The organism is Sporosarcina sp. P26b (genome assembly GCF_002743245.1).
Taxonomy (GTDB): domain Bacteria; phylum Bacillota; class Bacilli; order Bacillales_A; family Planococcaceae; genus Sporosarcina; species Sporosarcina ureae_C.
This window is the reverse complement of sequence record NZ_PDYW01000010.1, coordinates 35,710-58,966: the sequence shown is the minus strand read 5'-3', so window position 1 is coordinate 58,966 and position 23,257 is coordinate 35,710. Positions and strand designations below refer to the sequence as shown.

Below are 23,257 nucleotides of genomic sequence, written 5' to 3'. Positions count from 1 at the left end.
GGTCGGCAGTTTTCATTTCCAAAATTCATCAAATATTGTAATCGGCAAGTGTCGTTTATGGGCTGATTTCAAATAATGTCCTTCTATTTGCTTGCGCGCTTCATCTGACACTTCTTTGCCTTCGAGGTAATCATCAATTTCATCGTATGATACACCTAATGCCACTTCGTCCGGAATCGCAGGTTTATTACCTTCTAGATCGGCTGTAGGGATTTTATTGTATAAATGCGGAGGACATTCTAGCGCCTCCAATAATTGTTTCCCTTGGCGCTTATTCAAACGGTAGATCGGCATAAGATCAGCTGCCCCGTCACCAAATTTCGTGTAGAAACCAGTAATAGCTTCTGCAGCGTGATCCGAACCAAGAACGACGGCGTGATGAACAGCAGCTACGGAATATTGTACCTTCATACGTTCACGCGCTTTTTCATTTCCTTTATCAAAATCCGTAATATGAATACCAGCATTAATCATAGTTCGTTCACTGGCATCTACAGCATCTTTAATATCGACTGAATAGACAACAGACGGTCTGATGAAATGCAATGCATCTTGACAGTCGTCTTCGTCAAATTGCACACCGTACGGTAAACGGATCGCATAAAAGCGGTACTTTTCTTCTCCCGCTTCTTCATTCAACTCATCAATCGCCATTTGCGCCAGCTTTCCAACTAATGTGGAGTCTTGGCCACCGGAAATACCGAGGGTGAATCCCAGTAGAAATGTATTCTTTTTCAAATACGCCTTCATGAAATCAATGGAAGTCCGGATCTCTTGCTGCGGGTCGATTTCCGGCTTCACACGTAATGTCTGGATAATTTCTTGCTGCAATGTCAACGCTTCCACTTCCTTTTTATTGTTTTGTATAATTTTCGACCATTTCATGCACTTCTTCAATATTCCGTCTTTTATTGTCCCAACACTTTTGACTAAGATCAACAGGATACTCTTCAGGATTTAATGATCGTTTATATTCTTCCCAAAGTAGAGAAAGGTTTTGTTGTGCATATTCTCGAATTTCATAGACAGAAGGGTTTTTATAAATAACTTCTCCATCCTGAATAACTTTCTCATGTAAGTTTACGGCTTCAAAATTCGTTACAAACTTCGAGATGAACGTATGAACAGGATGGAACATTTTGATACGTTCTTCCTTTGTTGGATCCTCGTCGTGCATCGTAATATAGTCGCCTTCCGCTTTACCATTTTCAAGATCAATGATTCGGTACAGTTTTTTACGTCCAGGTGTTGTTACTTTTTCTACGTTTGCTGAGATTTTAATCGTATCCTCCATCTCGCCATCGCTCGTTTCAATAGAAACAATTTTATAGACTGCTCCGAGTGCCGGCTGATCGTATGCCGTAATTAACTTCGTACCGATACCCCAAATGTCTACTTGTGCTCCTTGTGCTTTCAAGTTCAAAATTGTGTACTCGTCCAAATCATTGGATACAACAATTTTCGCGTCCGGGAAACCTGCTTCATCCAACATACGGCGAGTTTCTTTTGACAAGAATGCAATATCACCGCTGTCTAGTCGCACTCCGATGAAGTTAATGCTGTCACCAAGCTCTTTTGCTACTTTAATAGCTGTCGGAACACCAATTTTTAATGTATTATACGTATCCACCAAGAATACGCAGTCTTTATGACGCTCTGCATAGACTTTAAATGCCGTGTACTCATCTTTATAAGCTTGGACAAACGAATGCGCATGTGTACCTGAAACATCCAATCCAAATAATTTTCCTGCACGGACGTTACTCGTAGATTCTACACCGCCAATAACAGCTGCCCGGGCGCCCCAAACTGCGGCATCCATTTCATGTGCACGTCGGCTACCGAACTCCATCACGATATCATCTTTCACTACTTGCTTGATACGGCTCGCTTTAGTGCTGATCAACGTTTGATAGTTCACGATATTCAATAATGCTGTCTCGATTAATTGTGCTTCTATAAGATTTGCTTCAATCCGAATAATTGGTTCATTCGCAAAAACGAGTTCTCCCTCTTTCATGGAGTAAACGTCTCCGGTGAAACGGATGTCTTTCAAATAGTCTAGGAAATCATCTGCGAATCCTAGTTCTTCACGTAAATAGACTAGGTCGCTTTCAGTGAATGAGAAATTCTCAAGATATGTCAAGATATGTTCAAGGCCAGAAAATACTGCATAGCCGTTGCCGAATGGAATTTTTCTGAAATATACTTCGAATACTGCTTTCCGTTCGTGGATACCATCTGCCCAGTATGATTCTGCCATATTGATCTGGTACAGGTCTGTGTGTAACGCTAAGCTGTCGTCTTTGTATGATGAAGTCATAGTCGTCTCCTTCTTCCGCTGCAATAATACTGTCATTATACACTATTTTCCCTATTTCTCAGTAAAGTAATCATCAAGTGGTGAATTGTCTTGAGAAATTGGATTTTAAGTATAAATGTGTTGGCACTGTTGTTTTCCAATACTGAATGTTAATGCATTAGAAAAAAGCTGATTTCCGATAGTTGTCGGAAATTAGCTTCTTTCTCACGTAATTATTTTACATCCGTTTCTTGTAAAGGTTCTGATCTTCAAAACCACTCAATAGCATAGGAAGAGTTTCTTGCGTTAGCAATCTTCTATAACAATATACGTCGCTTTGACCGGTCCGTGTACGCCAATGACTAAGTTCATTTCAATATCGGCGGAGTTGCTTGGGCCTGTGATGAAGTTGATGCAGGACGGAACTTTCTCGCCGTTGTTGAGTTTTTCCCGAATCATGTCTGATGCTTGGGTGATTCTTGGGACTAGTGTACTTTTTGGTATTAGGGCAATATAGTGTGTTGGGAGTAGGCTGACGGAACGTCCTTTGTCTGGGCTACTGAATAGTACGACGGTGCCTGACTCGGCTAGTGTCATGTCGCTGAAGGTGATGCCGATATTTGCTTGCTCGGCCAATTCAATATTCTTCTCCCCAAGTGAAGTGTCCCAACTATTGACTTCAATTTGTTGTGAAGGCCAATCAGTTTCTAGCAGCTTAGATAATCCGTATTCCGCAAAACGTTCGTCTTTCCATAAGGATAACGGTCCGCCACCGTAGGCTTTTACTACTTCATCAAGCGCAGCTGGGAGCGCCTCTTTTGTTGTTTCAACGATGTCTGTATGGATCTGCTCACATTGAACACGTAATACTTCTAGTAACTCATCAATTGAAGCGTTTGCAAGCACTGTGCGTTGAGGCTGATGTTTCCATTCGGGCTTTTCTACTTGTGCCTTCTGCTCACGACCTAATTGTGTCGCAATATTCCCAAGAAAAGCATCACGATTTTGAATTGTTCCTGTCATACTTATTTGCCCCCTTTCTGATCATAAAACCAGTCTCGGAAACGTGTATTTCCAACAGCCGGGAACTCCCGTAGATCCGTCCATTCCTTTAACGGACCGGGCCCTTTTGAGATACGATCATTTTTAGTCAATGGCTTCATAGCAGTGGATGCAACTTTCGCACCCATCGAGTACAACGGGTTTGAAGAAGCACCTATGCCAAACGCTTTCATCGCAAGTCTTTCCGAAATTGGGGAGCGACCTTCTTCTTCTACAATGATACGGCGATGAGTATGAAGTAGTTCGTGAAGAGGGATTTTCACTGGACAAGCATCTGTGCACGCTCCACATAATGTAGAAGCGAACGGCAACTCCTTGAAGTCATCGTATCCTCCAAGCAATGGAGATAGTACGGCACCGATCGGACCAGAATAGATCGAGCCGTATGAGTGTCCGCCAATATGCCGGTAGACAGGGCATACGTTAACACATGCAGCACAACGGATACATTGCAGTACGGACTGGAATTCCGTGCCTAATATTTCAGAACGTCCATTATCGACTATCACTAAGTGAAACTCTTCAGGTCCATCTATATCTCCTTCATCGCGAGGACCTGTTAATGCCGTTACATAACTTGTTAATTTTTGTCCTACTGCACTTCGTGTCAATAAACTAACTAGCACTTCGAATTCTTCAAAGGAAGGTACTACCCGTTCCATCCCCATGACGGTAATTTGGGTTTTTGGCAACGCGGATACAAGTCGCGCATTGCCTTCATTGGTTACAAGACTAATAGAGCCAGTTTCAGCTATAGCAAAGTTGCATCCTGTAATACCGATATCCGCATCTAGAAATTCCTGACGCAGTTTTTCCCGTGCATGCAAAGCTAATTCTTCGGGTTTGGATGTATTATGATAATCTAATTTCTCCGCGAACACTTCGCGGATTTGTTCTCTGTTTTTATGAAGAGCTGGTGCTACGATATGGGACGGTGGGTCATGGTCGTCTACTTGTAGAATATACTCGCCTAAATCTGTCTCGATAACTTCGCATCCAGCTTCTTCTAAAACAGCATTCAAATTAATCTCTTCCGTTACCATAGATTTTGACTTCACAACTTTTTTGCCATCTTTTTCTTTGATAACATTACGAACATAGTTACTCGCTTCTTCAGCGGTTTTTGCAAAGAAGACATGGCCGCCACGCTCTGCTACATTTTCACTTAGCTGGTATAAATAAAAGTCTAGATTTTCTAGAACATGCTGACGAATTTCTTCCCCATGCGAACGCCATTCTTCCCAACTGCCCAACTCTTCCGCGGCATCCAATCGTCTACCATGTAAACGCTCCTGAGCACTTGCCACTGCTTGTCTCATAAAATCGTCTGCTATATTGTCTTTTGTTCGATCCGTAAAATTTTTCTTGCTGAATTTCATCGACATACTTATCACCTCACTTTTATTTACTCGTGGCTATTTAATACTTGTGCGATGTGCATTACACGGATCGGCTTACCGACCCGTTCTGCACGCCCTCCAATATTCATCAGGCAACCACAGTCCGCTCCAATTAAATAATCTGCTTCTGTCGCCATGGCACTATTGACTTTCTCATCTACCATTTGTTCCGAAATATCTCCCATCTTGACGGAGAACGTCCCACCGAAACCACAGCAATTATGCGCGTTTGGTAGCGGGATCATTTCGAGACCTTCCACCTGATCCAATAGTTTTCTAGGTTCTTCACTGGCACCTAGTAATCTCGTCATATGGCAAGAGGGATGATAAGTCGCTTTTCCTGTCAATTTTGCTCCTACATTTTCGACTTGCAAAACATTCACAAGAAACTGTGTGAATTCATACGTTTTATCCGCTAGCTTCTGTGCTCGTGGTAACCAATTCGGATCGTCTTTAAAGACGTCCGGGTACAATTTAAACATTGTCGCACATGATCCAGAAGGTGTAACTACGTATTCAGCGTCCTCAAACGTCTTAATCATATTCTTCATAGCTGACTTTGAACTTTCAACATATCCACTGTTATAGGCAGGTTGTCCGCAACATACCTGTCCTTTGGGAAATGACAACTCACAGCCTTGTCTCTCCAATACTTCCACCATGTCTTTGCCTGCGTCTGCATAAAACATATCAACCAAACATGTTATAAATAAGCTAACCTTCATCCCTTTCACCTCTTCGCAATATCTTTATAGTCAACAGGTCATCAGATGACTAACTTTTTACATAGCATACTATACTTATCCTTCCATTAACAGAGCATTCATTCATTATTATTAAAAAATTCACTCAACGTATAGTGAGTGAACAGTGTTATTCATGTACCGACTGCCAATATGTCGTTAACACAGACTCTACATTCAACAAGTGGGCTTGCATGGTACTAGCCGCTTTTTCTGGTTGCTGTGATTGAATAGCTAAAAAGATCGCCTCATGTTCATCGTGTAAACGCTCTACTGTTGCTGTTTCTGTGTAGAGACAAATGCGACGCGTCTCTCTCATCGATTCACTCATCAACTCGGCTACTTGACTTAATAAGTTTAGCAATAACGGATTTTTTGTTGCTTCTGCGATGGCAAAATGAAAGTCCAGATCCGCTTTTTCTCCCAGTAGAATATCTCCGGCATGCTCCTTCATTTCATGAAGCGCCGTTTCCATTTTCTCCAAATCATCTGCTGTACGTGATTCCGCTGCATTCGCCGCCGCTCCGGTCTCCACTATTTTTCTTACAGCCAATAAGTGTTGAATATCCTGTTGATTCATAAGCATGGCACTTTGCAGAGGAAAGATTAGATCGACAGAAGAGAACTCCTTGACGTATGTACCCTCTCCCTGACGCATTTCAATCAGTCCTCTAGCACGTAATGTAGATAAGGCTTCACGGATTGTAGATCTGCCAACGGTAAAGTTTTCAGCCAGTTGCTGTACAGAGTCCAATTTGTCACCCGGTTTTAACTCTCCCGACTGTATAGAGTTCAATAAACTATCTGCTACTTCTTCATATATTTTCTTTGGTTTAATTTGCTTATATTTCATCTTGCTCACTCCGTCCTATCACTAACCCAGCTTATCTTCTCTAATTGTAATAAACTTTGCTTACAATCCTTGCCATCGCGGTAGCCTGATAAACTTCCGTCTTTTGCAATAACACGGTGACAGGGTACTACAATCAACACGGGGTTTTTACCTATTGCAGATGCCACCGCACGAACAGAAGATACATTTCCTATACGTTCCGCTATATTTGAATATGTACGAGTTTCCCCATACGGTATTTGTTGAAGGGCTTGCCATACTTGTTGCTGAAATAGTGTCCCTTTTAAATCGAAGGAAACCGTTGGGAAGTTCGTTATTGTACCTGATAAGTACTCTTTCAACTCACTTATATAGACTGTTAACTTCGTTTTGTCTTCTATTAATCCTTCCGTATCAGAGCGTTTCAACCATTCCTTTAATCGCTCTACACTATCGTCAGCCATTCCGACATAGCACAGTCCCTTTTCCGTAGCTGCCAGTGTCACTAGCCATTCATTAAATTCAAATTGTGTCCAATACACCAAAATATTCACTCTCCTTCATCCGAATAGTTTTAAGCCCACAGCCCCTAGAATAATGAGCGAAAGAAAGAAAAGACGTTTGAGGCTGGCGGATTCTTTGAAAATCAATATTCCCATCAACACGGCTCCAGCTGCTCCAAATCCTGTCCAAACCGCATAAGCTGTACTCATCTGAATTTCTCTCATCGCAAGTGACAAGAAAATAAAGCCGAAGCCAAATACCCCTACAATGAGAAATAATCGTTTAATGGAACGCTTTTGCAAGTAATAATTGATACTCATTACACCGAAAATTTCACCGAGACTGGCAATAGCTAAATACACCCATGCCATTATCAGCCACCTCCTTCTGCATCCACCTGATCATCGTCCGTTGTAAGCTTAATGCCAACTACGCCAATGACAATCAAACCGATGAACGATAGCGTAACCCATGTGAACGCTGCATGAAAGACGAATATATCCACTAATAGGATAGCGGCGGCGCCGGATCCTGTAAAGACTGCATACACCGTACCCGAAGGCAATTTTTCACAAGCCTTAATAATGAAATAAAAACTAAAGATAATGGCCACACCGGTTCCAGTCCATTGGAGTACTGTGTCAGAGTACCGAAGACCGACTACCCAGAGGATTTCTATAACTGCCGCCAATGCGACGTAACTCCAAGCCATAAGGAAGACTCCCCCCATCGTGATGCGTATCTAGTAAGTATAGCAAATATTTTACTGAAACAAAAAAATCATCTGATCACACTTTAAAGGAAGCTTGCATCTAGTATATCTGCATGATAGAATAAATCCGTCAACAGTTTTGCCTATATTGCGAATATTCTTATCGAGAGAGACGGAGGGATAGGCCCAGAGATGTCTCAGCAACCAGCCACAGGCACGGTGCTAAATCCAAGGGTGACAATCACCTTGAAGATGAGAATATTGTATACACTTGTATGTTCGAGGGCCTATTCGAAAAGAAGAGGTTCTTTTTTATTTTTTCTAGGGGGATGGATATTCATGACAAACAACGGATTAGAAACAAGACTAGTACAACTTGGCAACCATAGCGATGAGAAAACCGGCGCAGTCAACACACCAATTTACTTGTCAACAGCTTATCATCATCAAGGACTGGGCAAGTCAACCGGGTATGATTACACACGCACAAAAAATCCAACACGTTCTGTTTTAGAAGAAGGAATTGCAAACTTGGAATCAGGAGATCAAGGATTCGCATGTAGCTCTGGGATGGCTGCCATTCAACTAATATTATCTTTATTTAAGGCTGGTTCAGAATTATTGGCGCCTGAAGACTTATACGGCGGCACGTATCGCTTATTTAATCAATATGAAGAAATGTATAATGTGAAGACTCGTTACCTTTCGTTCAATGATGTAGCAGAAGTCGAGCAAGCGATTACAGATCAAACAAAAGCGATTTTCCTAGAAACACCTACGAACCCGCTAATGCAAAATATAACAATCCGTACGTATGCGGAATTGGCTCAAAAGCATAATGTATTGTTGATTGTCGACAACACATTCTTGACACCTTATTTCCAGCGCCCAATCGAAGAAGGCGCAGATATTGTCATCCATAGTGCAACAAAATATATCGGTGGACATAATGATGTTCTAGCAGGTCTTGTCGTCGCTAAGGGTGAAGAATTATGTGAACGGTTATTTACAAACCACAATGCAATCGGTGCTACATTGTCCCCTCTTGATTCATGGCTTGTTGTACGCGGTTTAAAGACACTGCACTTACGCATGAAACAACATGACGCAAATGCAAAGGCGATGGTATCATATTTAGAACAAGAACCTCTTATTGTAGATGTGCTCTACGCAGGAATCGGTGGTATGTTGTCATTCCGAGTGCAGAACAGTGAGTGGGTTGGACCATTCCTAGAGAGTATGAATCTAATTTCATTTGCGGAGAGTTTAGGAGGAGTCGAAAGCTTCATCACGTATCCAACTACGCAGACGCATATGGATATTCCATTGGAAGAACGTAATCGTCGCGGAGTAGATGACCGACTGCTGCGTTTCTCAGTGGGCGTGGAAGACGTGGAAGATTTAATTGCAGATGTGAAACAAGCACTTTACGCTGCAAAAGAGGTAGTAGAAGGTGTCAAAGTACAATAATGTATGACCAACAGCTTAAACAGTCAATTTCATTTTGACGGTTCAAGCTGTTTTTGATTTGATCGAAATAACACGAATAACTTCATTAGTTAGACGTTAAAGTATATAATAGAATGAGAAATACGAATACAATTGGAGGCGGCTTTAATGAAACGATTAGAAAATAAAGTAGCAGTAGTAACAGGTGCCGGATCTGGTATTGGACGAGAAATCGCTGAACTATATGCCCGTGAAGGTGCAAAACTGATCATTGCAGATATGAATATGGAAGGTGCAGAAGAAACTGTCCAGACTATCATAAGTGCAGGCGGTGAGGCTCTTGCGGTTAAAACAAACGTTACCATTGAAGAAGATGTACAAAACATGATTGATACAGCTGTTGAGCAATTCGGCACACTGGATATTCTAGTAAACAATGCGGGGATCATGGACAATATGTACTCTGCTGCTACAGTAACTGATGATGTATGGGACAAAGTTTTGGCAATCAACACAACAGGAGTAATGCGGGCAACTCGTAAAGCACTAGCTATATTCGAAGAGAAAAAAGCAGGTGTTATCGTTAATATGGCATCTATTTCAGCGGTCACTGGCGGACGTGGCGGTCTCGCATATACGGCGTCAAAACACGCAGTTGCAGGTATGACAAAAAGTGTCGCCTCTCAATTTGGCCCATTAAACATACGCTGTAATGCAATTGCTCCCGCACAAATACCGACCAACATTACAAACAGTTTAGTTCAACCTGATGAATTCGGTATGAAGCAAGCATTAAGAGGTGTAAATATGATGAGTCGTCCTGGAACGAAGGAAGAAATCGCTAATATTGCGCTATTCCTAGCTTCAGATGAATCCTCTTATGTCAACGGTGTCGTAATGGAAGCTGACAACGGTTGGTCTGCATATTAAAATATCATTATCTACTTACATGCAAAAAAGCATCCAAAGTTTGGATGCTTTTTCTTTATTAATGAACTTGTTGCCACTTTTTCTTTTCACTTGAATAGACGACCGCTGCCGGTGCTGCTATAAACGCAAGTGCGGCCATTCCCGCGAACATCCCAGCGAACTCTTTACTGCCAAATGAAAATCCCGCTACTGCACCTAATATAATTCCTGCAATTACCGCTGACGCAACAATCTTATACATAGTAGATCCCCGACCTTTCAATTGTAAGACGCGATCGTCTCTCTGATTCATTCGTTGCTTTTAGCATACTCTCATTGAGAACCTTTTTCAAGTACAATTGAGAATCTTTTTCAACTAATAATAAATTATACTGTTAGTGTATGTTGGTGCGGTAATTTAAAGTACAAAAAAACCGTCAAGGCACATTACGCCCTGACGGTTGAACTAGTGTTTATTTTTCTAGTATTTTTAGTGACTCGCGATTAAATGCCGGTATATCATCTGGTGTACGGCTTGTTACGAGTTGGTTCTGGCAGACGACGACTTCTTTGTCAGCATACTTTGCACCCGCATATTCCATATCTACGCGAATAGATGTATAACCTGTTGCATCGCGTCCTTCAAGTGCTTTTGCCGTAATAAGCAATTGCGGTCCATGACAGATTGCGAATACCGGTTTATCTGCATCCATGAATTCTTTAACGAACTTCACGAAACGATCATCTGCACGTAAAATATCCGGTGAGAACCCACCAGGGATAAATAATGCATCATAATCCGATGATTTAGCATCATCAATCGCTTTATCGATTTTCACTTTTGTGTTTTCCTTCATACCGGTGACTTCTGATCCTGCTTCCGCACCGATCACTTCTACTTCATGGCCAGCTTCCTTATACGCTTTCGCCGGTTTCATGTATTCCGAGTCTTCAAACATATCTCCTAGTACTGTTGCAATTTTAGCCATAATGCTTAACACTCCTTATGTGATGTTCTGCATATACTATTCCACCACTATAAAGAGTCTAAACATCGTTACCCTAGATCTAGCTCTCCCTCAGCGTCCAAATGAGCAGAAATATTCGTTGCATCTTTGGAGAAAACATACTTACGAATACCGACATAGATTTCTGTCCCAGCATACGCTGTGCCTATTTTTATACGTCCGTCTTCACTAGTACGAACCACTGTTTTGACAGGACTTTCAGAACCTGCCTCTTGCAGTGATACTTCCAATCGTGCATAAATTTCCCCACCTCTGCAAACGCCTTTTATCTTAATGGTTTCATCCGCTGTTAAATTACTATGGTAAACACCTTTGGAAACTACATCAATATGTCCGCAACTATACAAAGTGCTATTAATGGCATATGGAACAATCAATTTAATATGCGGAGAGCTTTCTGTATCATATAGCTGAATGAGAATATACGCATCCTCAATCAATTGTTCAAACTCCCCCATGTTTTGAAGATTCTCATTGAGCGGATTAATAAATAAATCGTATAAACGATCCGCAACGTGGACCCACTCTGCATCTACTTTGTCCTTTTGTTCACGAACTCTCTGGATGAACTTCTTATTCACGTCTTCAAACTGGGCATATCGTTTCTCCATCAATATAGAAATCAAACGCTTGAGTTCTGATGGGCTTAGTTCTGCTTCTCCATGGCCACGAATAATAAAAATCTGATTGACTGCTTCTTTGATTTGTACAAGCATATCTGTCACATTTTTAATCAAAGTAGCTAATTCACTTACAATTGCTTCCTGCTTACCTACACTTATAGTGGAAGACAGCACATTGCCTTTCACCACGGTAGTCTTCATAGCATGTATTTCAGCCTTCGTAACTGAACCGCCAACAAAGACACTACCTGTTGCACCAACAAACATGGAAGGTAAGACGTTGCCCCCAATACGAACATCGCCTTCAAAACGTATATTTCCACTTTCAAGACTAACTTCTCCCGGATGATTAAACTCATTATTCACATCGATTTTCACCAATCGATCACGCCAATCCAACACGGGTTTTCCAGAAATTAACGTTACAATATCTTCTTGTACTTGCTTCACATTTTTTCCGGTCCGTAACACAATATCGCGGACTGGCTTTACAGGAATCGGCCTTCCAAGCAAGCTTTGACCAGGCGTACCAGCAACAGGTGCAATATGTGTCGCAATTACTTGTCCTTCTTTCACATTAGTAATTGCATTCATTTCTCTAAAATCTACTTTTTCTTCGCTGTCCGGATCGAATTCTTCATAGCGAATATGTACTTCCAAATCCCCATCTGTCCCTGCAACGGGTAGTGTTCCCTTTGCTACAATCAACTCGTATGGCTTATCTACTTCTGTCACTTTTTTGATTGCGGGGAATAGGATTCCCTGCTGAACACCCATCATTTTCAATTCATCAACAATTGCTTGTGGTTTCAGATCATTGGTATACTCAATCGTCTCGTCTACGCGAATTGCCAATCTTGATGACCATGACGTATCGACTAAAGAACGCTTGACTCGCTTGCCCGGCGTGAAAGAAAGTAAGGCAATCATGTCCTTCTCCATCAATTGAATAGTGAATTTCGGGGCGACGACTTCATCCTGAATGGTTATATTCACTTGATCTTCGGGCTGAATAAGTACTGGTTCTAATCGTAATTCACCATTGATTGTTAAGATTGCTTGGTCATTTGGTATAACAGATGGCAAGCGATCTTCCCCGAATTGAAATTGAATTTCACCGTTTTGAATTCTAGCACTGCTTATATTCTGTTCGGACTTTACAGGTGATTTTTCTTGCACAGCCGATTGTTCAATTTTTGGTGTTGAATGAGTGAGTTTCTCCATATCCAGTCCATCTAATAATGCTGCAAGTTCCTCTACTTTAGAAAGATGACGTTTAATAGGCTTATTTTCTGCCATGCTTTCTTTACCTGAAACTTTTACTTCTGCCATGACTTTACGCAACCCCATTAAACGTCGTCCTGGATTGGTGAGAATCTCCACATGCACTTGTTGACGAGTCAGCTCTAAAATATCAAGAGCTTGTTGTACCGCTTCTTCGACTGTATTCGCCTGAACTGTTACTACTTTTCTCATCACACCCACCCCCGCCTATAATACTACTACTTTTATAGTATCACACCGGGACCTCCGCATTAAAAAAATATTCCAATAATAACTAGTATGGCTATAATAAAAGATCCAATTTGTCCTATTACCGCAGCAGTGATGACTGGCTTTTTTTGAAAGACATCAATTAAATCAATATCTTCACGTAGTTCTTTTACTTCTTTGCGCAATTCATCTACTTCTTGATGTAAGGTATTGATTTCCTGTGTCTGTCTGATGATAAGTTCCTTTTTTTCTGAGCTGTTTTCATGCTGTTCCATACATGATCACTCCTTATCTTTTCACTTCTATACGTTCTATAGTACGTTTTGGTTTCACGAAAAAGAATAACCTTCCATTTGCATTTTCACTTTTACAGGTGTAAGATAAATCTACAAGCTGTATTGTTCGTATGACATTAAGTTTTAACCTTTAAGCTGTAAAAGGGAGTTTATTACGAAACGGAAATGGCATGCTGGATTCCTTTTTAGCAACCCAGACATACAGGAACGTTTTCCGCAAACACCCACTTTGAGGAGTGGTGGTTTAAAACTTTCTATGACAACGTACGGCAAACACGGCTTACATAACGTAGAAAAAACCTTCCATCTTGTATGGAAGGTTTTTTATTTTGAATGTATATACGTTATTACGCTACACTACGACAAGCGTCCGCACACTTACGGCATGCTTCAGCACATTGTTGGCAATGTTCATGATCATGCTTGCCACACTCTTCTGCACACTGTTCACAAATCTCAGCACATAACTGCAAAATTTTATCCGTAAATGGACTTTGGCGAGAAATCGCTTGAATTGCATATGTACAGATATCCGCACACTCACGATCCAAGCGTATACAGTCTGCCATCATACCTACGTCTTCTTCTTTTAAACACACATCAAAACAATGGTTACAAGCCTTGACGCAATCCTCTAATACAGCTAACACGTCTTCGTATTTTTGATTCATTCAAACGCCTCCAATTAGTAGTTTTATACATACTCTTCCCTCCCTTTTTAAAATTAAACAGCTAACATGTATTTCTTATTTATTGAAAGCATTTTCATTTCTCCGTTATACTGTATAGTAATCAACAAAATAGAAAATGATGAGGTGTTTGAATTGAAACTATTTAAATGGACAGGCCCACTAGAAGAAACAGGTAACTTACCAGAAGAAGCGCGTGCATCATTGATGAATAATGATGAAGAAGTGCTCGTTCTGCAAGAAGCGGAAACGACAACTCTCGAACAAGCCGTCGAATATGATATTTTGGATCAAAGCGGAGATTTACCTTCTGGTCGTTTCGCAGTATTAAACAATATTCCAGTAACAGAAGAAGGTAGAGAAACGTTTGAACAGCGCTTTAATAATCGTGCGCGTCTTATAGAGGCAGAACCAGGATTCGTAGCAATCCGTGTATTGCGACCTGTACACTCCGACACATATGTAATCTTAACTATGTGGGAAGACGAAGAGTCCTTCAAAAACTGGCAAGAGTCGCAAGCTTATGGAAAAGCACATGCAAAGCGCGGCACAAAAGAAGGCGTCGATCAGCGTCCTAATATTTTCTCTGGACCTTCATTTGTAACGACATATAAAAAGTAAGTATAAATAATGGATATCTGCAAAGACTACTCATGAAGTTAAAACAATGATGAGGAGAGTGTTTTTGTGGGTATTTTAGATGGTAATCCAAAAGATCAGCCTTTACATTACGGAGAAGTTACAGCCATTTGGTCATTTATGGGTGCGAATAATGGACTAATCAGTGGGTATGAAGCTTTTGTTAATCATGCTGGTGACGAAGATCTGATTCAACTACTAGAAGAAGCTATCAAAACTATGAAAGCCGAGAATAAAGACTTTGGCAAAGTATTGAAAGCCAATGGAATCACACCGCCTCCTGCCCTTCCGGAAAGACCAAAAGCAAATGCCGAGGAAATTCCTGCTGGTGCACGCTTTATGGATCCCGAAATCAGTGGAGCTATATCAATTAACGTAGGTCAGGGATTAGTCTCATGCAGCATGGCAATGGGTCAATGTTTACGTGAAGATGTTGCGACACTGTTTGCCAAATGCCATATGGAAAAAGTAGCATTCGGTGCCAAATTATTAAGCTTAAATAAATCAAAGGGTTGGATCATTCCTCCACCACTACATTTAAACTAATCGTCATATAACTTCGTCAAGCGCATATCGCTGGCGAAGTTTTTTCTTAGTATGAATAGATTCTGTATTTTTACTCATTCTAACTAAGTAAATGAAATTCATCTAAATGGTAGGAAGGATGTGGATTACCATGAAAAAACGGAAGCCTGAGAGAAAACTGCAAGTACAACCTGTACAACTTGATAAGCCGCATCAGCTAGATAATATGGAGTTCGGTGAGGAGTTTACTTTCGATCAGAAGCGCCAGCAACCAGCTAACTTGGAAAATCAAGAGCGACGTAACCATAGAAAGTAAAAGAGCTTTCATAAAACTACTAGAAAAACGTCATCCAATACTTTGATGGATGACGTTTTTCTAGTAGTTATTCTATCGTTCCTGTGCCCTGTAGTTTGACATCCACAGTGACTTTAAACTCAATATCAGGGTATGCTTGTTGCCATGTAGTAAATGTATCTTCTGTATGCAACCGTGTCGTTCGGTAACGTAAGCCAAAGCCAAAAGGATCCAGATTTTCCTCTTGCATTTTAGTTAGAAAGTGGAAGATTTTTTGTTTCACTTCTTTTGAGGCCAATCGATTATATTCATCCAATTTAGCAATAGATAAATCTTTATTAGCTTCACCTATCGTCCCTTTCATCCCAATGTGCATATCTATCGCATGCGGTGCCGATTTTCCTTTATTCGGTACAAATTGATACGTCATCTTCGTTTGGCTAATATGCAATAATAACTCCAAACCTCCTTCTTTTACCAAATAAGTGAATCCAGTTGAATGTTTCAATAATGAATTAAAGTATTTCGTTTCAGTGGTAGATAAAACAGCTGGGTCTTCCCTTCCGTCCACTACTACAGCATTATTTACTATGAGTTCATCGCCTTTTTCATCTGTTTCAATTAATGGCACAACAGGATTAATACCGTCAGTTAGTATATCTCTGCGCAATTGAAACAAATAAGTCGTCACAACGTATGGACTATCATTCGCTGTCGTTCCAAAAAAGTTGATTAGAGAAACCGATGCCGGTGCTTCAGTATTTGGCTCAACTTTTAAAATCGTTTCGGCAGACGGTCTGGCACCTGCAACATATGCGATTAATTCGATATCACCGCGTCGAATAAAATAATCCATGAACGACTGCATATCATCCCTAAGAAGTTTTTCATGAACAACAATGGTTTTCATATGACCGAGTTCCAATACTTTGTCTACATGTGTCTCCAGCATACGAATCGCTTCGCCTATCGATTGTCCTTCACGTGACAGATACGCAAAACTAGGCTTGGGGGAATCTTTAATTGCGCCAAATGGCAAAGCGACTTTCAATGTCACTTTATATCCATTCTCAATATTTTCGGCAGGATCAATCCCAATCGCAGACACAAATAAGCGTTTATCTATATCTTTGAACGCACAGCCATATTGAAGCAACAGACCACTCATACATAAAACAACCATAAACCATTTACTCACTGAGAGGAATTTCAAGACTTCGCCCTCCTATTCACTACATGCATAAGAATCATTAGACCAATAAATACTACTGGAATCGTATTAAAGTAATACTTACTGTAAAGAAACAAATCATACTCAGTAACTTTTAGTGTTGTATAGATTGCGATTAACCAAAATACCGTAACTACTATGATAAGACTGGCTTTTTTACGCAACTTCAATTTCACATGTTCTATACCAAAGGCACTCTGAAATAATTTACAAGCAACATGCCAATGAATCGTTATATTTAAAAAGGCAATCGCTAAGAATAGAAGCAAAAATATAAATATTACACGCTCAATTACCCCGAACTTCATTCGAATAGAATCACTGGTCAGAATCCATGGGTACATAATACCTTCCACTTGATCAAATCCTAATACACCTATCGGAATAAAATAAGTCGTAAAAAGTGCAAAAGCGCCCAAAATAAACACAATTAAAGCCTGCTTAATACCAAAAGTCATTTTTTTATTAAGGAATGAATTGAAAATAATGATATCAAAAGCTCCAACAAATAAATATATCGCAGTAGTAAATACTGTATAGTCAGGTGGGTTATCTATAAAAGTCATCGCAATTCCCACATGATCCCAACTCACCTGTTCAGCAAAGTAAAGTTTTACTATATAATATGCAGCAGCAGGAAATGCCAAAACAAACACCAATTCAAGTGTAAATAATATATTCCGACTTTGCATGATGACTCCAAAAGTGATCACTGGAATGAACATCGCAATCACTAAATAAACAGACATCTCAGGTGTTAAAAATCGTAAAAGAATATCTATGTATGTAATCAGTGTCTGAAGACCCGAAACATACCAAATCACTCCTAGGATAAATAATGCCGGAATAGTAATCCACTTCGATAGATATAAAGATAAAATTTGCGGTAAGCTTTTCCCCGGAAACGCTTTGAAAGAAGTGATCAATGCCCAGTTCATAAATACGCCGAAAAATAACGCAATGATCATTGTGACAATTGCTCCTTCTTCACTCTTAGCGAAAAAGATTCTTGGACTAGCCGCAATGAGGTTGGCAGTCATATTAGATATAAGTAAAAAATAAACAAAGCGGCTCATGAATCATCCACCTTCAATTCTTCCTGTCTATTTTTCCAAAACATCCGTAAATATGGCTCGCCGAAACTGTCTTTGTTCACCAAATACAGCAACAAACCCAGCATTCCGAGTATCATTCCTGCTAGACCAAATACCGTCGTATATAACAATAGTAAAAAACGACAAACCCTGACAGCGTAATTCATTTCACTTATTGGGATAACAAAGGTGGAAATCGCTACAAGGGAGACGACAATGACCATGATGTTTGATGTCAATGCAGCCTCTACTGCTGCAGTACCAAGTATCAACCCTCCAACTGTTGTAGCCGTCGCGCTAATACTATTTGGCAACCGCATACTAGCTTCCGTCAGTAGTTCAATAAATATCAACATGAAAAACACTTCAATAAACGAGGGATACGGAACGCCAATCCTGCTCGCTGCCACCGTCAGAGCAAGCTCTGTTCTGAGGACTTCCGGTGTATAGGAAGTAACGCCAACATATATAGATGGCAACATAATACATGTAAACAATCCTGCATATCTAAGAAATCGTATTAACGATACTACCCAAAATGAGTAATACGCATCTTCCATCGAAAGCATAAAATCAAAGAACGTTGTAGGTGCAATAATCGCATGAGGGCTTCCATCTACTAATATAATGACTTTTCCAACCGCCATATTATGGAGTATACGATCTGGGCGCTCAGTCAGAAGACTGGTTGGAAACAAGCTGTATTTTTTATTATTCAAGTAATACTGTAAGTCTCCGCTTGCCTGAACCAGCTCTACATCCAACGTTAGAATACGCTTTCTAATTTTCTTCAATAGCTGAAGATTTACTCTTTCTCCATCGTAAATTAATGCAATATCACGGTTCGAAGCATCTTCCAATTGCATCGGTTCAATAATCAAGGAAGGCTTATGATAGCGTTGGCGCATTAGATTAATATTCGTCTCAATACTCTCACTGAGCCCAAGTTGGGGACCGTGCACTGTAGGCTCCATAATAGCCTCTTGCACTGCATTGGCTGCTACTATTTTTAACTCAAGTAACGTGATTTGCTTGTCGATCATGACAAAGACATTACCCTTCGTTATTTCTATAAGAACCTCTTCATCTCCAGTTGGCATCTTGGTTTCATAAGGTAATGATTGTATATACTCGGGAAAATTCTGTTCGGCTGACATCTCATAGAAAGGTTTCACCACAATTTCTTGTAGTTGCATCATATCTACTACACTTTTCAAATACAAAAGGTGCACTACTCGACCTCTACTTTTCAAAGTTTTTTTCACTATATCTGCAGTTGGTTCTAGTCGTGTAGCCAAACGTGTAAAGTATGCAGGTGGTTCTATATGACGTGTTGCTTCATCCATACTCATCACTTCTTTCTCATCAAACAAGTTATTTATTAGTTTGTCCAATCATTGGAAGTTTAATCATTAGAGGGATGAATTACTCTTCTTCATTTAAATCTTCAAATAGTGTTTTGTGCAACCAAATATAGGTTATGATATATAGAGGACTACATTTTTCAAGCAATGAGAGGAGGAATCGCTATGAACTTAGCCGCAATTGGAGTACCTGGCTTAATTATTATTTTAGTGATTATTTTAATTTTGTTCGGCCCTCGTAAATTACCCGAAATTGGTTCGGCAGTAGGAAAGACATTATCTGAATTCAAGAAATCGGCAAAAGACATTATGGATGACGATGATGATGAGCCCAAGAAAACAGAAGTACAAAAAGTAGAAACGAAAGAACAAGTAAAATAAAATCTATACAAAAAATCCAATCGCGTATGTGATTGGATTTTTTGTATTAGCATTACAGATGAGATTACAAAGATGAAATTCTTAAAAAAATACTCATTGTATCTTAAACATCTTGAATCTCCATTGCACAATTTCTGTTATCACCTGTTAAAGCTAAAGTCGTTATGCACAGAATCTACTAACTCCCAAAATTGAGCTGCGGCTTTGGAAACTCGCTCACCCTTTGTTTTGATCATGACCGGTTCAACACGAAAATCAAATTTCTGTAATTCATAGATCTTTAATTGATCCATCGGCACCGCATAAGCTACACGTGGAATAATAGAAAAACCTAAGCCTTTACTAACCATTGCGATAACCGTTGTCAGATCTTTGCTTTCCATTATAATATTTGGTGTGGCTTGTACTTCTTGAAAAGCTTTTGAGATGTTATCATAATACGAATGCCCTTCCATTGCTGCAAGCATAATAAAAGGATACTCGGCAAGGTCTTTAAATGTGACCTGTTCGGTTGAAAATACATCTCCCCAGCTGCGCGGACTCACCACCACATATTCCTGTTCTTTTAAAGACAATACATCGCAGTGTGTACTATTTTCCATTCGCAATAATAACGCTACTTCTATTTCTTTATGATCCAGCTTCTTCAGTAATTCTTCGGAATTCCCTTTTTCAATGCTGATTTTGACATCCGGAAACTGTTTGCGATATATGCTGACGTAGTCGACAAGCAGATTCAAACAAGCAGACGAGACACCAATGCGCAATGTTCCAGCACTGCCTTTTTCAATTTCCTCGATTTGCCTCACAACATCATCCATGCTAAGCAATAGTTTCTTTGCATATTGATACAGTATATGCCCTGTTTCTGTCAGCTCCCATTTTTGTCGATAGCGATGGATCAATGTTGTGCCTAGCTCGATCTCCAGCCTTTTCAATTGTTGACTGAGTGGCGGCTGGGCTATGTGCAAAATATGCGCGGCTTTCGAAATACTTTCTTGTTCTACAATTTCCTTAAAATAATGAAGCTGTTTAATATCGATGATTCACACCCCGTTATACACTATTTCATATGTCGTCTTTCACTATTATATATTATTTATATCTTTCTTTACGTGATAAAATAAATTGTATCAGATTACGAAAGCAGAGGTTTTTTCAATCGTATGAATATCATTTCCAAACGACTCACCCTATATGTAATAGGATTGTTTTTATTATCTTTAGGTGTTAGTTTCTCTATACAAGCAAACCTTGGAGTTTCCCCCGTATCATCATTAGCTTATGCCATATCCCTTACCTCAGGATTAACCATCGGTATAACGACCATACTTGCAAATATCTTATTTGTTTTCGTACAGATTTTCTTGAATAAAACACGTATTGGTATACGTGAATTCATTGTTCAGTTATCTATCGTCTTTCTTTTTGGTATTTTTATGGACTTAACATTAGCTATCGTGCAGTTACTTCCTGCTCCTACTACACTAGTTGGCAGATATCTATACTTATTGATCAGTTTATATATTATATCAGCTGGATTGTTAGCCTATTTCTCAGCAAAGTTGCCTTTAATGCCTTATGATGCACTAACATATGTTGTAAGCGATCGTTTTCATATGAAGTTTGGTAAAGCAAAAATCTCGAGTGATTTGATAAATGTCGCAGTTGCGGGTATCGTTTGCTTAGTATTTATTCAATCACTTGGAGCTATCGGGATCGGTACGATACTAGCTGCATATTTTATCGGTAAAATTCTTGGCAAGGTTATGCCTCGCTTTCAGCCACTACTGCAGAACTGGATGTATAAAGGTAAAGAGAATGTAAACATAGAAAGTGAAGAGATCGTTGAACCTGTTCAGCAATAATTTTTATAAACAAAAGGAGATGTTGAATACCGTACTAATACGGGCTCAACATCTCCTTTTCCTACCAATAGAAGTAATCTAATTAGCATTCAAATATTATGATGAATACTTACTGTTAGCTCAATAACTCTACATGGCTAATTTAGTTCTTATACAACAATTTAAACGTCTCACAAACTACAGGCAATTCATGATAAAAGTCTTGATTTACGTCCTTTAATTCATTTGTAAAAAACTCTTCATGAACCTTTTTCCAATAATGCAATGAGCGATCCCCTTCCCCTTCTAAATACGCATGTTCTTCTGTCACTTCATTGAAAGGCATTACTTCTACTGACATATTCTTGACGATTGCTACCGCTATTCCATTGCCGTCCAAAATAATATTGTGAAGACCTACCGCTGGTAACGGTTCATCTTCTAATTCGTAGAGTGTGTAGTTAGAAGATGTAGCAGTTTTAGTTCCTTCCACTACCAACTTTGCAAGTTCATCCGCCATTTGTTTTGAATTACCGAAAGACCATGCTTCGTACTGTGCAGGCGCGTCCGGATGAACTCTCTTAAATTCTTCCCATATTCGTTCAATCGACTCGTTACTCACATATTCTTTCCACGCAGTTATTCCGCCTTCCAATACTGTAACATCGTAGTCTTTACTTGAAAGAATGGTTGCACATTTAGTTGCAGAATTTCCTGTTGTACACGTAATAATCATCTCTCTATTTTTCGTCAACTGTGGGATCACTTTTTCCACTTCATTTTCTAACGCAAAGATTTCTGTTTTCGGCACGTTTAAATCTTCTACCGTGTTTGCTTCGATATGGAATTGATTATATTTATCCTCAGCACGTACATCTAGGAGTACAAGTTCTTGTTCGGCTTTTATTTTGCTGAATAATTCCTCCGCAGTAATCGTTTTAACCATAATTGGATACATCCCCTTACTTTCTCTATATTCTTTCCTATTATAGCTTTAACTAACTATTTTCTGATACATTTTGTGTGTTTAATATGGTTGAATATATTTTTGAACAATAAAAAGATAGGTATCCTCCAAGAAAACGAATTAGAGAACGTCCTATCTATTAGTAGTATGGATCATAGTATTGGAAGTTATACATCCTTTTATAAAAATACTCAGTCAAACGAAGTTGACTGAGTATTTTTATGCATTCACTTGTACTGGGTCATGCCATGGGTAATTATTCGTTAACACAGTTGCCAATTCCTTACTCTGTTGTTTTCGCATTTTACGTATTTCTGCGCGTTGTGGTGCAGTTTCATGTAAATATATTTCCTCTTCCGTTACAGGAATAACACGTGGGACAGTTAAAGGCTTTTTGTTCTCATCCAATGCAACAAATGTCAATAATGAAGTTGCTGCTATTTTACAACTACCCGTTGCTAAATCTTCTGCAATAACTTTTACGAAAATCTCCATGGAAGATTTTCCAGTCCACGTCACGTATGACTCAAAGCAGACTGAATCAGAAGGACGTATTGGATACAGGAAGTCGACGGAATCCATAGATGCCGTAACACAATCTGCTCTGCTGTGTCGGGCTGCGGAAATCGATGCGATTTGATCTATATCGCTCATTAAACGTCCGCCAAACAACGTATTATGGTTGTTGACGTCATTAGGAAATACCCTGCTCGTTCGTACGACCCTTGAATCCCGACACTGCTTTTCTAGTTTCATTGTAAACACGGCCTCCTCTAAGAAGTGAACCAAATTACTCTATAAGTAATTTGAAAAATTAAAATATTCTCCATTTGTATATCATCTAAATATACTCTTCGTTCACACAACTGTC

27 protein-coding genes, 1 other RNA gene and 1 riboswitch are annotated in these 23,257 nt (G+C 39.7%); of the genes, 8 read left to right on the top strand and 20 right to left on the bottom strand.

Going from position 1 to position 23,257, the window contains the following annotated elements:
- Positions 1-12: 12 nt before the first annotated feature.
- The 9 genes from nadE to CSV69_RS10715 all read right to left on the bottom strand — a co-directional run bounded on the left by nadE (position 13) and on the right by CSV69_RS10715 (position 7,555).
- Entirely contained in the window at positions 13-837 is an 825-nt protein-coding gene (gene nadE / locus CSV69_RS10755) for an ammonia-dependent NAD(+) synthetase (protein WP_099693404.1), read from the bottom strand.
- A 16-nt stretch (positions 838-853) separates the two neighbouring features.
- Positions 854-2,323: a nicotinate phosphoribosyltransferase gene (locus CSV69_RS10750; RefSeq protein ID WP_099693400.1), complete on the bottom strand. Its 1,470-nt coding sequence runs from the start codon at positions 2,321-2,323 to the stop codon at positions 854-856.
- 285 nt (positions 2,324-2,608) lie between these two features.
- A complete protein-coding gene (locus tag CSV69_RS10745) occupies positions 2,609-3,325 on the bottom strand; it encodes a LutC/YkgG family protein (RefSeq protein WP_085427173.1) in 717 nt (238 codons plus the stop codon).
- Positions 3,326-3,327: 2 nt separating this feature from the next.
- Positions 3,328-4,749 (bottom strand): LutB/LldF family L-lactate oxidation iron-sulfur protein, encoded by a 1,422-nt coding sequence (locus tag CSV69_RS10740; protein ID WP_085427174.1) that lies wholly within the window; start codon positions 4,747-4,749, stop codon positions 3,328-3,330.
- Positions 4,750-4,769: 20 nt separating this feature from the next.
- Positions 4,770-5,489, bottom strand: a complete 720-nt coding sequence (locus CSV69_RS10735) for a (Fe-S)-binding protein (protein WP_085427175.1) — start codon at positions 5,487-5,489, stop codon at positions 4,770-4,772.
- Between the two features lie 148 nt (positions 5,490-5,637).
- Positions 5,638-6,360 carry a FadR/GntR family transcriptional regulator gene (locus CSV69_RS10730; RefSeq protein WP_099625539.1) on the bottom strand — a complete coding sequence of 241 codons (723 nt, stop codon included), beginning with the start codon at positions 6,358-6,360 and terminating at the stop codon, positions 5,638-5,640.
- Between the two features lie 5 nt (positions 6,361-6,365).
- On the bottom strand, positions 6,366-6,881 hold the full coding sequence (locus tag CSV69_RS10725) for a methylated-DNA--[protein]-cysteine S-methyltransferase (protein WP_369823322.1): 516 nt from the start codon (positions 6,879-6,881) through the stop codon (positions 6,366-6,368).
- A gap of 18 nt (positions 6,882-6,899) precedes the next feature.
- Positions 6,900-7,214, bottom strand: coding sequence for a DMT family transporter (locus CSV69_RS10720; protein ID WP_085427177.1), 315 nt, complete (start codon positions 7,212-7,214; stop codon positions 6,900-6,902).
- A gap of 2 nt (positions 7,215-7,216) precedes the next feature.
- Positions 7,217-7,555 carry a DMT family transporter gene (locus CSV69_RS10715; RefSeq protein WP_085427178.1) on the bottom strand — a complete coding sequence of 113 codons (339 nt, stop codon included), beginning with the start codon at positions 7,553-7,555 and terminating at the stop codon, positions 7,217-7,219.
- 157 nt (positions 7,556-7,712) lie between these two features.
- Positions 7,713-7,814: riboswitch (SAM riboswitch) on the top strand.
- 80 nt (positions 7,815-7,894) lie between these two features.
- Here CSV69_RS10715 and CSV69_RS10710 point away from each other — a divergent pair.
- Together CSV69_RS10710 and CSV69_RS10705 are read left to right on the top strand one after the other, a co-directional pair.
- Complete coding sequence (locus CSV69_RS10710) at positions 7,895-9,025, top strand: methionine biosynthesis PLP-dependent protein (RefSeq protein ID WP_085427179.1); 1,131 nt, start codon at positions 7,895-7,897, stop codon at positions 9,023-9,025.
- Positions 9,026-9,172: 147 nt separating this feature from the next.
- The gene (locus CSV69_RS10705) at positions 9,173-9,934 is read left to right on the top strand and encodes a glucose 1-dehydrogenase (RefSeq protein ID WP_085427180.1); all 762 of its coding nucleotides are present in this window, start codon (positions 9,173-9,175) and stop codon (positions 9,932-9,934) included.
- A 58-nt stretch (positions 9,935-9,992) separates the two neighbouring features.
- Here the strand turns inward: CSV69_RS10705 and CSV69_RS10700 are convergent, their stop codons facing one another.
- The 4 genes from CSV69_RS10700 to CSV69_RS10685 all read right to left on the bottom strand — a co-directional run bounded on the left by CSV69_RS10700 (position 9,993) and on the right by CSV69_RS10685 (position 13,333).
- Positions 9,993-10,226 carry a hypothetical protein gene (locus tag CSV69_RS10700; protein ID WP_143560825.1) on the bottom strand — a complete coding sequence of 78 codons (234 nt, stop codon included), beginning with the start codon at positions 10,224-10,226 and terminating at the stop codon, positions 9,993-9,995.
- 160 nt (positions 10,227-10,386) lie between these two features.
- A complete protein-coding gene (locus CSV69_RS10695; RefSeq protein WP_085427182.1) occupies positions 10,387-10,902 on the bottom strand; it encodes a type 1 glutamine amidotransferase domain-containing protein in 516 nt (171 codons plus the stop codon).
- Positions 10,903-10,970: 68 nt separating this feature from the next.
- The gene (locus CSV69_RS10690) at positions 10,971-13,040 is read right to left on the bottom strand and encodes a flagellar assembly protein A (protein ID WP_085427183.1); all 2,070 of its coding nucleotides are present in this window, start codon (positions 13,038-13,040) and stop codon (positions 10,971-10,973) included.
- A 59-nt stretch (positions 13,041-13,099) separates the two neighbouring features.
- A complete protein-coding gene (locus CSV69_RS10685; protein WP_099693399.1) occupies positions 13,100-13,333 on the bottom strand; it encodes a hypothetical protein in 234 nt (77 codons plus the stop codon).
- Between the two features lie 112 nt (positions 13,334-13,445).
- On the opposite strand from CSV69_RS10685, the gene ssrS reads away from it, so the two are divergent.
- Positions 13,446-13,640, top strand: a non-coding RNA gene (ssrS, locus tag CSV69_RS10680) — 6S RNA.
- Between the two features lie 61 nt (positions 13,641-13,701).
- Here ssrS and CSV69_RS10675 read toward each other — a convergent pair.
- Positions 13,702-14,025: a four-helix bundle copper-binding protein gene (locus CSV69_RS10675; RefSeq protein ID WP_085427185.1), complete on the bottom strand. Its 324-nt coding sequence runs from the start codon at positions 14,023-14,025 to the stop codon at positions 13,702-13,704.
- Positions 14,026-14,178: 153 nt separating this feature from the next.
- Here CSV69_RS10675 and CSV69_RS10670 point away from each other — a divergent pair, with 153 nt between their 5' ends.
- The 3 genes from CSV69_RS10670 (at position 14,179) to CSV69_RS16835 (ending at position 15,523) form a co-directional block, all read left to right on the top strand.
- Positions 14,179-14,664, top strand: a complete 486-nt coding sequence (locus tag CSV69_RS10670) for an antibiotic biosynthesis monooxygenase family protein (RefSeq protein WP_269466768.1) — start codon at positions 14,179-14,181, stop codon at positions 14,662-14,664.
- 66 nt (positions 14,665-14,730) lie between these two features.
- A complete protein-coding gene (locus tag CSV69_RS10665) occupies positions 14,731-15,228 on the top strand; it encodes a DUF3231 family protein (protein WP_085427186.1) in 498 nt (165 codons plus the stop codon).
- Positions 15,229-15,358: 130 nt separating this feature from the next.
- Entirely contained in the window at positions 15,359-15,523 is a 165-nt protein-coding gene (locus CSV69_RS16835; RefSeq protein WP_157129940.1) for a hypothetical protein, read from the top strand.
- A 67-nt stretch (positions 15,524-15,590) separates the two neighbouring features.
- On the opposite strand, the gene CSV69_RS10660 is transcribed toward CSV69_RS16835, so the two are convergent.
- Genes CSV69_RS10660 through CSV69_RS10650 form a run of 3 tightly spaced genes read right to left on the bottom strand, consistent with a single transcriptional unit; the run spans position 15,591 to position 19,221 of the window.
- A complete protein-coding gene (locus CSV69_RS10660; protein ID WP_085427187.1) occupies positions 15,591-16,715 on the bottom strand; it encodes a Ger(x)C family spore germination protein in 1,125 nt (374 codons plus the stop codon).
- Complete coding sequence (locus tag CSV69_RS10655) at positions 16,712-17,809, bottom strand: GerAB/ArcD/ProY family transporter (RefSeq protein ID WP_085427188.1); 1,098 nt, start codon at positions 17,807-17,809, stop codon at positions 16,712-16,714. The genes CSV69_RS10660 and CSV69_RS10655 overlap by 4 nt, the downstream gene beginning before the upstream one ends.
- A complete protein-coding gene (locus CSV69_RS10650; RefSeq protein ID WP_233192367.1) occupies positions 17,806-19,221 on the bottom strand; it encodes a spore germination protein in 1,416 nt (471 codons plus the stop codon). The genes CSV69_RS10655 and CSV69_RS10650 overlap by 4 nt, the downstream gene beginning before the upstream one ends.
- A 135-nt stretch (positions 19,222-19,356) precedes the next feature.
- Here CSV69_RS10650 and tatA point away from each other — a divergent pair, with 135 nt between their 5' ends.
- Positions 19,357-19,572 (top strand): twin-arginine translocase TatA/TatE family subunit, encoded by a 216-nt coding sequence (tatA, locus tag CSV69_RS10645; protein WP_085427190.1) that lies wholly within the window; start codon positions 19,357-19,359, stop codon positions 19,570-19,572.
- A 140-nt stretch (positions 19,573-19,712) separates the two neighbouring features.
- Here tatA and CSV69_RS10640 read toward each other — a convergent pair whose 3' ends face one another.
- A complete protein-coding gene (locus CSV69_RS10640; RefSeq protein ID WP_099693397.1) occupies positions 19,713-20,615 on the bottom strand; it encodes a LysR family transcriptional regulator in 903 nt (300 codons plus the stop codon).
- A 123-nt stretch (positions 20,616-20,738) separates the two neighbouring features.
- Here CSV69_RS10640 and CSV69_RS10635 point away from each other — a divergent pair, with 123 nt between their 5' ends.
- Positions 20,739-21,440, top strand: coding sequence for a YczE/YyaS/YitT family protein (locus tag CSV69_RS10635; RefSeq protein ID WP_099693396.1), 702 nt, complete (start codon positions 20,739-20,741; stop codon positions 21,438-21,440).
- A 142-nt stretch (positions 21,441-21,582) separates the two neighbouring features.
- Here the strand turns inward: CSV69_RS10635 and CSV69_RS17415 are convergent, their stop codons facing one another.
- Both CSV69_RS17415 and CSV69_RS10625 read right to left on the bottom strand, forming a co-directional pair.
- Positions 21,583-22,365, bottom strand: a complete 783-nt coding sequence (locus CSV69_RS17415; protein ID WP_158232653.1) for an ASCH domain-containing protein — start codon at positions 22,363-22,365, stop codon at positions 21,583-21,585.
- Positions 22,366-22,605: 240 nt separating this feature from the next.
- Positions 22,606-23,142: an acyl-CoA thioesterase gene (locus CSV69_RS10625; protein ID WP_085427192.1), complete on the bottom strand. Its 537-nt coding sequence runs from the start codon at positions 23,140-23,142 to the stop codon at positions 22,606-22,608.
- Between the last annotated feature and the right edge of the window lie 115 nt (positions 23,143-23,257).

Bases quoted from the DNA above. Each gene is read 5' to 3' on its own strand.
- CSV69_RS10750 (WP_099693400.1), bottom strand. From the start codon at position 2,323: ATGACTTCATCATACAAAGACGACAGCTTAGCGTTACACACAGACCTG.
- CSV69_RS10745 (WP_085427173.1), bottom strand. From the start codon at position 3,325: ATGACAGGAACAATTCAAAATCGTGATGCTTTTCTTGGGAATATTGCG.
- CSV69_RS10740 (WP_085427174.1), bottom strand. From the start codon at position 4,749: ATGTCGATGAAATTCAGCAAGAAAAATTTTACGGATCGAACAAAAGAC.
- CSV69_RS10735 (WP_085427175.1), bottom strand. From the start codon at position 5,489: ATGAAGGTTAGCTTATTTATAACATGTTTGGTTGATATGTTTTATGCA.
- CSV69_RS10730 (WP_099625539.1), bottom strand. From the start codon at position 6,360: ATGAAATATAAGCAAATTAAACCAAAGAAAATATATGAAGAAGTAGCA.
- CSV69_RS10720 (WP_085427177.1), bottom strand. From the start codon at position 7,214: ATGGCATGGGTGTATTTAGCTATTGCCAGTCTCGGTGAAATTTTCGGT.
- CSV69_RS10715 (WP_085427178.1), bottom strand. From the start codon at position 7,555: ATGGCTTGGAGTTACGTCGCATTGGCGGCAGTTATAGAAATCCTCTGG.
- CSV69_RS10710 (WP_085427179.1), top strand. From the start codon at position 7,895: ATGACAAACAACGGATTAGAAACAAGACTAGTACAACTTGGCAACCAT.
- CSV69_RS10705 (WP_085427180.1), top strand. From the start codon at position 9,173: ATGAAACGATTAGAAAATAAAGTAGCAGTAGTAACAGGTGCCGGATCT.
- CSV69_RS10700 (WP_143560825.1), bottom strand. From the start codon at position 10,226: ATGAATCAGAGAGACGATCGCGTCTTACAATTGAAAGGTCGGGGATCT.
- CSV69_RS10695 (WP_085427182.1), bottom strand. From the start codon at position 10,902: ATGGCTAAAATTGCAACAGTACTAGGAGATATGTTTGAAGACTCGGAA.
- CSV69_RS10690 (WP_085427183.1), bottom strand. From the start codon at position 13,040: ATGAGAAAAGTAGTAACAGTTCAGGCGAATACAGTCGAAGAAGCGGTA.
- CSV69_RS10685 (WP_099693399.1), bottom strand. From the start codon at position 13,333: ATGGAACAGCATGAAAACAGCTCAGAAAAAAAGGAACTTATCATCAGA.
- CSV69_RS10675 (WP_085427185.1), bottom strand. From the start codon at position 14,025: ATGAATCAAAAATACGAAGACGTGTTAGCTGTATTAGAGGATTGCGTC.
- CSV69_RS16835 (WP_157129940.1), top strand. From the start codon at position 15,359: ATGAAAAAACGGAAGCCTGAGAGAAAACTGCAAGTACAACCTGTACAA.
- CSV69_RS10655 (WP_085427188.1), bottom strand. From the start codon at position 17,809: ATGAGCCGCTTTGTTTATTTTTTACTTATATCTAATATGACTGCCAAC.
- tatA (WP_085427190.1), top strand. From the start codon at position 19,357: ATGAACTTAGCCGCAATTGGAGTACCTGGCTTAATTATTATTTTAGTG.
- CSV69_RS10635 (WP_099693396.1), top strand. From the start codon at position 20,739: ATGAATATCATTTCCAAACGACTCACCCTATATGTAATAGGATTGTTT.
- CSV69_RS17415 (WP_158232653.1), bottom strand. From the start codon at position 22,365: ATGGTTAAAACGATTACTGCGGAGGAATTATTCAGCAAAATAAAAGCC.
- CSV69_RS10625 (WP_085427192.1), bottom strand. From the start codon at position 23,142: ATGAAACTAGAAAAGCAGTGTCGGGATTCAAGGGTCGTACGAACGAGC.